Genomic DNA, 9,822 nt, shown 5'->3' on the forward strand with positions numbered 1-9,822 from the left:
CCATTTTTAACAATGTAATATTTTTCTGGATCTGGTTTAGGTTTTGTGGAGATTAGATTCAACTTCTGTCCTGGATAAATCGTCCAGGAATTCAAACCATTGATACTCATGAGCTGAGAAACTGAAGTTTTATAACGGGACGCAATAATCCAGAGATTTTCCCCTTTCTTTACGACATGTTCTGTAAAATAGCCACTGTTTGTTTCCAAAAATTGCTTCTCAATTTGTGCAACCTTCGCTTCATCTGGAATTGAGTTCTTTGGTAGTAATACGGTAAATTCACCGGGACTTGCAACAACATCATTAACAGGTGAGTGTGTGTAATTGTTTCTCTTATAGATCTTGAGCCACGGATTCAACTCCCAAACATCTCGTATGACCGTTCCCTGTGCTTGCGCCCATTCGTCCAGTTTATAATGTCCTTCAAGTTTAAGAGGAACAATCCTGCATGTTTCATAGATGCTGGGTTCTTTTTCAAAGGATTTGGTGAAGATCTGCTCTTCATTCTCGATAATATATTTAACGACAAGTGTACGCCATACATAATCATCTGTTTCTGATTTTCGTTGTATCAGGCTGAAAAAATCAGTACCTCCTTGCTCATCGATCGCTTTGGTTATATTTCCTAAGCCAGAATTATACGCACAAATCGCAAGAAGGATATCGGGTGCGCCTTTTTTTGTCAGCGCTTTCATGCTCCAGTTCAGATATTCACATGCAGCATGGGTCGAAGCAAAGATATCCCTGCGCAAGTCAACGAAATCATTCATTTCCAGATCATAATATTCTGCTGTCGATTTCATGAACTGCCAGAAACCTGTTGCACCAGCTGATGAGTGGGCAAGGGGGCTGAGATAACTTTCCGCAACAGCAAGATATTTCACATCACTGGGTAAGTTATATTGTGTAAGAATATCCTCAATTACAGGAAAATACTTTGTTGTTCTTGGTATATATTTATATGAAAACTTAATTTCAGCATTATACCAGTCATTGAACTTTTGAAAGATACGCTCGTTTGTCAGGTCAAATACAAATCCTGAAAAGTAGAGTGTGTCTGGAAATCCAACCTGAGTTTTCATGCGGGTAGTGCTTCCCAGGTAAGCTAGCGAATCTCTGAGGAGAATTAACTTTTGATAGAGAGAATCAACTTCTTCCTGTAAGGAAGAGCGTTCCCTGTTCATACTATCAATGATGCTCTCATAATAGTCGACATGATTGAATGGCTCTTCATACTTCTTTGGTTTCTGAAGCGTCACGCAACCAGTGAGAATAAGTATAACAAGGATTGGTAATACTATTTTCTTCATAGAAAAAAGAAGCCATCCGCATCCACGAATGGCTTATATTAAATTTTCTTGTTGCTTATTCTGAGATCGCTTCAGTAGGGCATTCTGCAATACATGCTCCGCAATCAACACAGAGATCAGCGTCGCATTCGGCATAATCGCCTACAACAGACAGTGCTTCGGTGGGACATACATCAACACACACCCCGCAAGCAACACATTTTTCTTTATCAATTTTTACTGCCATGGTTTCCTCCACCACTATACGATTTCATTTCTATTTTCTCCGAAATATTTTTTTAAGTTTTATTCTAATCAAGTTTTTTATGCAAAGAGAAGAAATTTTCTGCATTTTCAGTCGTTTGCCTTGCTATTTCAAGAGGACTTTTCATCTTGATTTCTGCAATATGTTGTATGATGTATTCGACATATTCCGGTCTATTCCGCTTGCCACGATATGGATAAGGAGTGAGAAAAGGAGCATCGGTTTCGACAAAATACTGGTCATCTGGTATGTCTCGGATCGTGCCAAAATACAATCCTTTATCAAAGGTAACAGAGCCGGTAAATGAAATGAACCAGCCCTGCTCGAGCACCTCACGGGCAAAATTATAATCACCCGAAAAACAATGAAACACAACTCCCCGAGGTTTATACTTCTTGAGTATTTCAAACACATCGATATGAGCATTTCTGTCATGGACAACGACCGGTAAATCTCTTTCTTTTGCAACTTGTAGCTGCGCTTCGAATATGTTCTTTTGCAAATCATGAGGTGTGATATTTCGAAAATAATCAAGACCGATCTCACCAAGTGCCACGATCGATGCATCATCGAGTAATTCCCGAAGAATGTTCTCATCATAGGACTTTGCATCATGGGGATGCCAACCGGCAGTTGCAAATAGGTTTTTGTATTGGTGGGCAAGCTCAATCGCCTGTCTCGAGGTTTTCTCATCTATTCCTATATTGATGATAGCTTTAATCCCTCTTGAGAATGCTTGAGCGATCACATCATCGCGGTCTTTGTCATAGGAATCAAACTGCAAATGGGAATGGGTGTCTATGAACAGCATATTTACATCTCTTTCTTTAATGCATCTACAATGCCATTGAATATCTCAAACTCATTGATGATGACCTTCAGTTTTGCATAATAGAATTTTGAATAATCAATGTTCAGATTTTTCAACTTCACATAATCCTTCTCAGTTGTTATGATCATATCCGCTTTAGATTTCTCTGCTTTTTTTATTATTTCATGTACATCATTATCATTATACTCATGATGATCTTTGAATTTCAGATGATTCACAATATCAAAACCGCACCTCTGCAAACTGTTTTCAAATGATAAAGGATTACCTATACCGGATACAAGCATGACTTTTTTGCCGGTAACAGATCCAAGTTTTTCCTCTTTACTATCTTGAAAATGTATGAGACTTCTGATCTGATAAGTAGTTGAAATTAAAGGTGCTGAATATTTTTTGAGCTGCTTGGGAATATAATATTCATCAGAAATGTCATTCATAACATAGCAATCTGCATGCTTTATTGCTGAAGCAGGTTCTCTGAGCATTCCTGCAGGTATAACAAATCCATTACCTATTGGATTCTTACCATTAAAGAGAAGAAAATCATAGTCGTGTTTGACGTGAAGGTGTTGAAAAGAATCATCCAGAATGATAACATTTGGTGAGAATTTGTTTTGGAGAAACTTGATAGCTGCTTTTCGATTGCTTCCAACGATTACGGGAATGCCTTTGCAATTATTTGCAATAAGAAGCGGTTCATCACCCGCCAAATAGGTGTCTTCAAAAATTTGCTCTTCGTCTGAAATGAGTTTTATCGTATGTTCAAAAGCGCCTTTATAACCTCGATGTGATACAGCAACTTTCAAATTCTCATGTTTCAGAGCGTGTGCAAGCAAGATCGTAAAGGGAGTTTTACCATTACCCCCAACCGTGTGATTTCCTACAGAAATAATGAAGGCATCAGCTTTGTATGATCTGAAAAATCTATATGAATAGAGAATTCGTCTCAGGCAAAGGATCAAAGAAAAAAGAAAAGCAAGGGGCAAAAATAGGTACGAAAGGATACTTCTCTTTACCCAATGCTTCTCAATAAATGAGTGTGCAGACATGGTTAGTCAAAATTTACTTCTGGAGTTTCTCTCTCGCTTTCGTCGATCTGGTACAGTGGTGCTTTATCAAAGTTGAAGATTCCGGCAAAAATGTTATTAGGGAATATTGAAATATTCTTATTATACACTGTGACGACTTCATTGTATCTCATACGGGCAACAGTGATGCGATTCTCGGTTCCAGCTAGTTCATCCTGGAGTCGGATAAAATTCGTACTTGCTTTCAGGTCTGGGTACTGCTCCACCACGACCATCAATTTTGATAATGCCTGTGTAAGTCCTGCTTGTGCCTGCTGGAATTGCTGCATCATTTCAGGAGTCAGATTATTAGCATCGATATTTATCGATGTTGCTTTTGCACGAGCCTCGATCACTTCGGTAAAAGTCTCTTTTTCATGAGCAGCATATCCTTTTACGGTATTCACAAGATTTGGAATAAGATCAGCCCGTCTTTTGTACTGGTTATCGATCTCCGCCCAGTTGTTTTCTACATCAAGCTTCTGCTGGACAAAGGAATTATATTTCCCTTTGACATAGCCATATAAAGCAATTGCTAAAACAACAACGATGATAATTGCTATAATACATCCCTTTTTTTTCATGTATCCTCCAGTTTATTGAAGTTCTTTTAATAATTCTTCAACAGCCCTTTTGAGCTGAACATCGTTATCTTCTATTTTTTCTTCAAAGGTTTGATCAAGATAGATATCCGGCTTTGCACCGGTGCCTTCCATATTTACGTCATCGGCAGAATACCAGCCGGTCCCCGGCATTCGCATACTTGAACCATCCATGAAATATCTATGCCCTGTACCTATCACAGAACCGCTTGTGGGCATGCCGATGACTTTGCCAAGCTCAAAATGCTGATAAATATTGGGAAATATCTCTGCATCTGAGAATGAATTCTGATTGATAAGCAGGATCGTCGGTTTGGTCCATGTATCACCCGGGAACGGTACTTTTTGTACATTGAATATACGATTTGTCGTAAAAGCATAAGGTTCTTTCGTTAAGAGCTCAATGAGCCAGTCATGAATCCAGCCGCCGGGATTGTTGCGCACGTCGATAATAAGTGCTTCCTTCTGCCAGTTATTGGCAAACACATCCTGGACAAATTCTTCATATGAACCCCATCCCATGCTTCTGATATGAGCATATCCGATACGTCCATTGGAAAGTTCATCAGTCATTTCTTTGCGTGAGGAGACCCAGTCATCGTACCACATACCATAATGCTGCCACCAGGAAAGACCTTGGATCTCAATGGTGGCGATACTATCAGGAGTCTGGATTTTCAACTCGATCTTATCACGCTCTTTATTAAAGAATAAGGGGTCGATAGCAGTTTCTTCTGTTATTTCTTTTCCGTCGACTGCAAGAAGCACATCTCCAGGCTTTATCCCATGTGGCTTGTTGAGTTTTGATTTTCTAAAAATCTGCTTGAACTTAATCCCCTTTTTAGGAACATCTGAATAATCAAGGGTGAATCCGCCATATGCTTTCTGGAATGTTCTGACCGGATTGTCATCTCTAGCATAGAAACCAGTATGCGATGCATTCACTTCACCCATCATTTCAGAATACACATAATCCAGAACATCCGGGGAATAGGCATAATCCATGTATGGATAGTACTTTTTAAATGATGTATCCCAGTCTATGTCGTGCATGCCTGGATCATAAAACCCACGCTTGAAAGCCATCCATGCTTGTTCAAAAACTGTCTTATTCAACGCAAGTTTATCATAGGTGTAAGTGAATTCATTTTCCAATGTTTCTGTTGAACCATCGGTTGTTATCTTTTTCAGTGAATTCATTATTACACAATAGAAGCAGTCGTTTTCATCATTATATATCATATGCTCGGGTCGATCAAGAAAGGTCGTGATCTCCTCATCATTTTTACCTTCGTAATCAACCTTGCGCAATGTATAAAGGTTATCTTCTGATCGATTAATATAATATAACGTACTGTCTTCATCAGTAGCAATAATGTAGTTATGTTCTTTCTTTGATGTGATAACCTTAACCCGCTTTCTTATATCTTCAAAATCGATCGTGATCGTTACTTCTTCCTCATCTTCTTCATCTTCATCCTCATCCTCTATGCCTTCATCATGTTTTTTATCTTTATCTTTTTTGTCTTTTGATTTCTTATTATCGTCATTTTTCTCATCATCTTCCGGATTGAGAATGGGATCCCAATAATCGGTATAATCCCAGAAATCTTCTTTTGCATGAAGGTCCATTCTGCAAATATCCTCATCACGATTAAAGAAAATATACGATCCCTGCTTTCCCCAGATCGGTGAGTGCATATTACCATGATAGGGATAAAGCGCTGTTTTTTCTTTTGTATCAAAATTGTAGAGATAAAGGATCTCATCCCATGTGCCTTGGGTCAGCACGAAATAGAGGGCATACTTCTGGTCGGGACTCACCTCGAAGCTTGAACTAACAACTTGATCAGTTATAAGTGCTTGAACTTTGTCTTTCTCTGGATCGAGAAGTGCTATATTGTTCCAGTCCTCTTTCTCAGAATATTTTACGATTAAACCTACTTTATCAGCATAATAGATTTCGTTCACATATGCATTTTTGAACCATGAAATATGCTGAATTTTGTCTGGTTCAGAAATATTCACTTTGTAAAGCTGCTGATTACCCTTATCATAAGTTGTGAAATATATTGTTTTATTATCACCGGAAATTGCAATATCTCCAATTCCCTTCTGGGAGAAGGTTAGCTGCTTTACATCACCTCCCTTTTCCGGGATTGCAAAGAGGTCAAACTTATAGGTGAATGCAACCATTTTACCGTCAGGAGATACAGAGAAGTTTGAAACTCTATTCACATACTCTTCGGTCACTTCCATGCTTTCAAGGAAATCCTGTTTGATGTCTATAGGAATTTTCTTGATCCTGCCATTATCACTATTGTATGACCAGATTTCATCAAAAAGTGTGAATACAAGATTATCTTTCTCCCGTGCTATACTGAGTTGTCGTGCTGACCAGTAATCAAAATCAGAGAGCTGCTGCGGATTGTCGAAATCGTAATTCTCCGCGAAATAAAGCTGGAGTACTGCTCGGTTATCTTTTACAAAATCTGCTCCACAAAAATAGATGCGATCATTAACATAAGAATAAACGGGATATCGTTCCGTATATTCGGTATGAGTTAATTGCACATATGTTTTCTCTTTGATATTATATTCCCATAACTCACCATTATGACTTCCAGTGTATCGCTCTCTGTCAGGATCCCCTCTATAGCTAAAGATTATCTTTTTATTATCGGGAGAGAGTTGCGCAATAGAACTGCCAATCTCGGTTATCAGTTTTGGATGAGTTCCGTCAAGAGGTACTTCCATGAAATTTGTACGGTTCGGTAACTGGTATCCAGCCCCAAGAAACTTCTTTCCGTTTTTAAACCAGTCAAGGACTGTTATATTTTCTTTGCAGATGCACCTCGCAGTTCCACCTTCAGATGGAATTACATATATGCCACCGAATCCATCTCGGTTCGAATTAAAAGCAATGGTTTTGCCGTCAGGCGAAAAAACAGGATTATAATCATCACCTTTTGAAACAGTAAGTCTTTTTACCTCACCACCTTCAAACGGTACCAGCCACAGATCTGACAAATATGTAAAACAAACAGTTGAACCGTCTGGTGAGAGTACTGGTTGATTCATAAAATGCGGTTCTACTGCAGAAAGTGATTCAACCAGAAGCAGTATCACACACATGAGAAACCATTTTTGCATGAGTCTCCCCTTTCGTATATTAGCTACATTTTGACCAGCCGCAGATAGGACAGGTCTTACATCCTTCTTTAAACTCAAGTGTGGCACCACATTCAGGGCACATCGAACCAACAGGTGTTGTTTCATCAAAGGAAGGACTCTCTGAGATCACTTTCAGTTGGTCTTTACCAGCAGCTTCAGTCCTTTGCTTGAGACCATTCCCATCCTGTTCGAGGAACTCGATGATTGCATTGGCAATCGCATCTGCACAGGAATGTATTTTCTTACCTTTTGACCACATTGGCGCTGGACAGCGGATCAGACGAAGTTGTTTAACAATGGACTCGACCTTCACATTAGAGCGAAGAGCAAGTGAAATCAGTCGAGCAATTGCTTCAAGCTGAGCTGATGCACATCCTCCAACCTTTCCCATTTGGGTGAAAACCTCGCAGGGTCCGGTTTCATCAATATTGATGGTTACATAAAGATGCCCACACCCGGTATTGATCTTTTTCGTCACACCAATGGTCGTTTCGGGACGATGACGCGGCTCGATACGTGTTCGGTCATGTTCTTTTATCTTCTTGCCTACATGCAGAACCTGTTCGTCCCTGCTTCCGTCACGATAAACGGTTACACCCTTGCACCCGAGTTGATAGGCAAGCATGTAAGATGTATATATATCTTCTTTCGTTGCATAATTTGGAAAATTGATAGTTTTTGATACAGCATTATCCACATATTCCTGGAACGCAGCCTGCATGCGGATATGCCATTCGGGTGTGATGTCGTGGGCAGTGACAAACACTCGTTTCACATCATCGGGAATTTCATCGATGTCATGAAGCGAACCTTTCTCTGAGATCTTCTCCATTAATTCTTTTGAGTAAAATTTACGCTCTTTTGCGACCTCTTCAAAATATTTGTTCACATATAAGAGCTTCTCCCCATCCATTACATTTTTTATGTAAACTAATGAAAATATCGGCTCGATCCCGCTTGATGTATCTGCGATCATACTGATCGTACCGGTCGGGGCGATCGTTGTTGTGGTCGCATTGCGGATTCCTTTTTCCTTTATATCTTCTATGAGTGCAGTCCAGTTCAACTTGAATCCTTCGCGGAAGAAGGTTCCCTTTTTGTAAATGCTGTTTTTAAAATTCGGGAAAGGTCCTTTTTCCACTGCAAGCTGGACCGATCGTTCTTTTGAGTGGTAATCGATGAACTCCATAACCTCTTTACCCTTATCTGTTGCTTCGTCCGAACAATAAGGAATTTCGAGTTGCAGAAGCAGATCAGACCAGCCCATAATGCCAAGACCGATCTTGCGGTTTTTCTTTACCTGTTTTTCGATTTCAGGTAGCGGAAAAGCAGAACGGTCGATCACATCATCAAGAAAATCGGTTGCTGTATAAACGGTCTTTTTAAGGAGTTCCCAATCGATCTCACCATCTTTTACCATTTTTGCCAGGTTGATAGAGCCTAAATTACATGCTTCATTGGGAAGGAGCGGCTGCTCTCCACAGGGATTCGTTGCCTCGATCTTTCCTTCACCGGGTGTAGGATTGAACCTGTCCAGTCTGTCAAGAAACACTATTCCCGGCTCGCCATTCTTATGAGCCATCTCAACGATCAACTCAAAAACATCTTGAGCTTTCATGCGCCTTTTTACTTTGCCGTTATGTGGAGAAATCAATTCATATTCCTCTCCATTTTTCACTGCATTGATAAACTTCTCAGTAAGACCTACACTGATATTAAAATTTGTGAGCTCGGTATTTTTTTCCTTTGCTTTTACAAAATCGATGATATCTGGATGGTCAACATTGAGGATTGCCATATTTGCACCGCGGCGAGTACCACCCTGTTTTACAGCATCGGTTGCTGAATTGAAAACTTTCATGAAGGTTATCGGACCACTTGATACCCCGCTGGTCGATCCTACTCGAGCATTATGTTCACGAAGCTTGGTAAAAGAAAATCCTGTTCCACCACCGCTTTTATGGATGAGAGCAGCATTTTTTACAGCGTTGAAAATACTCTGCATACTATCTTCAATAGGAAGGACAAAACAGGCGGAAAGCTGCTGCAGATCACTCCCTGCATTCATAAGTGTGGGAGAATTAGGAAGAAAATAGCTATTATCCATCAGTTCATAATATGCTTTAGCTTTTTTCTTATCTTTTCCCGCAATATTGTCACTCACTCGCGTGAGCATCGCTTTCTCGTCCTCAATAATATCACCCATCTGGTCCTTTTTGAAGTATCTTTTTCTTAATACTGCTCGAGCATTATCAGAAAGCTCCATTGAAATCCTCCACGATTTGATTCAGCATCCTTGTATCAGGTTATTATCAGGATGGTATAATTTGGGGTGCCCAAATTTTTTACGTCAATTGCTTTATAAATTTTTTAATATTCAACGGATTCACGAGCAGAAATTCCTTCTGAAAAGTAATGTCTAATTTCTTTCATTTCAGTAATAAGATCGGCTATCTCAAGAAGCTCACCTGGAGTATATCTGCCAGTAACAACCAGTTCGAGATCATCTTTTTTCTCTTTGATGAAAGGTAAGACTTCTTCAAGACTTATAAGTTCAAAATCAAGTGCAACGTTTAATTCATCCAGTATTACA

The 9,822-nt window shown here is 39.6% G+C and carries 8 protein-coding genes; all 8 read right to left on the reverse strand.

What is annotated here, in order from left to right:
- A partial coding sequence (locus JW794_05825) for a transglycosylase SLT domain-containing protein (protein MBN2017628.1) occupies positions 1-1,310 on the reverse strand: 1,310 nt, incomplete at its 3' end.
- Between the two features lie 55 nt (positions 1,311-1,365).
- Positions 1,366-1,536, reverse strand: coding sequence for a 4Fe-4S binding protein (locus JW794_05830; protein ID MBN2017629.1), 171 nt, complete (start codon positions 1,534-1,536; stop codon positions 1,366-1,368).
- A 64-nt stretch (positions 1,537-1,600) separates the two neighbouring features.
- On the reverse strand, positions 1,601-2,365 hold the full coding sequence (locus tag JW794_05835; protein MBN2017630.1) for a TatD family hydrolase: 765 nt from the start codon (positions 2,363-2,365) through the stop codon (positions 1,601-1,603).
- Between the two features lie 2 nt (positions 2,366-2,367).
- Positions 2,368-3,435, reverse strand: coding sequence for a tetraacyldisaccharide 4'-kinase (gene lpxK / locus JW794_05840; GenBank protein MBN2017631.1), 1,068 nt, complete (start codon positions 3,433-3,435; stop codon positions 2,368-2,370).
- Between the two features lie 2 nt (positions 3,436-3,437).
- Positions 3,438-4,037 (reverse strand): LemA family protein, encoded by a 600-nt coding sequence (locus tag JW794_05845; GenBank protein ID MBN2017632.1) that lies wholly within the window; start codon positions 4,035-4,037, stop codon positions 3,438-3,440.
- Between the two features lie 12 nt (positions 4,038-4,049).
- Positions 4,050-7,208: a PD40 domain-containing protein gene (locus JW794_05850; GenBank protein MBN2017633.1), complete on the reverse strand. Its 3,159-nt coding sequence runs from the start codon at positions 7,206-7,208 to the stop codon at positions 4,050-4,052.
- A gap of 19 nt (positions 7,209-7,227) precedes the next feature.
- Positions 7,228-9,495 carry a vitamin B12-dependent ribonucleotide reductase gene (locus JW794_05855; protein MBN2017634.1) on the reverse strand — a complete coding sequence of 756 codons (2,268 nt, stop codon included), beginning with the start codon at positions 9,493-9,495 and terminating at the stop codon, positions 7,228-7,230.
- A gap of 104 nt (positions 9,496-9,599) precedes the next feature.
- On the reverse strand, positions 9,600-9,822 hold a 223-nt coding region (locus JW794_05860), incomplete at its 5' end, for a cob(I)yrinic acid a,c-diamide adenosyltransferase (GenBank protein ID MBN2017635.1).

The sequence above is a fragment of the Candidatus Cloacimonadota bacterium genome, from assembly GCA_016932035.1.
Classification (GTDB): domain Bacteria; phylum Cloacimonadota; class Cloacimonadia; order JGIOTU-2; family JGIOTU-2; genus Celaenobacter.

What these genes read in the sequence shown, in the direction of transcription:
- JW794_05830 (MBN2017629.1), bottom strand. Translation starts at nt 1,536, where the DNA reads ATGGCAGTAAAAATTGATAAAGAAAAATGTGTTGCTTGCGGGGTGTGT.
- JW794_05835 (MBN2017630.1), bottom strand. Translation starts at nt 2,365, where the DNA reads ATGCTGTTCATAGACACCCATTCCCATTTGCAGTTTGATTCCTATGAC.
- lpxK (MBN2017631.1), bottom strand. Translation starts at nt 3,435, where the DNA reads ATGTCTGCACACTCATTTATTGAGAAGCATTGGGTAAAGAGAAGTATC.
- JW794_05845 (MBN2017632.1), bottom strand. Translation starts at nt 4,037, where the DNA reads ATGAAAAAAAAGGGATGTATTATAGCAATTATCATCGTTGTTGTTTTA.
- JW794_05850 (MBN2017633.1), bottom strand. Translation starts at nt 7,208, where the DNA reads ATGCAAAAATGGTTTCTCATGTGTGTGATACTGCTTCTGGTTGAATCA.
- JW794_05855 (MBN2017634.1), bottom strand. Translation starts at nt 9,495, where the DNA reads ATGGAGCTTTCTGATAATGCTCGAGCAGTATTAAGAAAAAGATACTTC.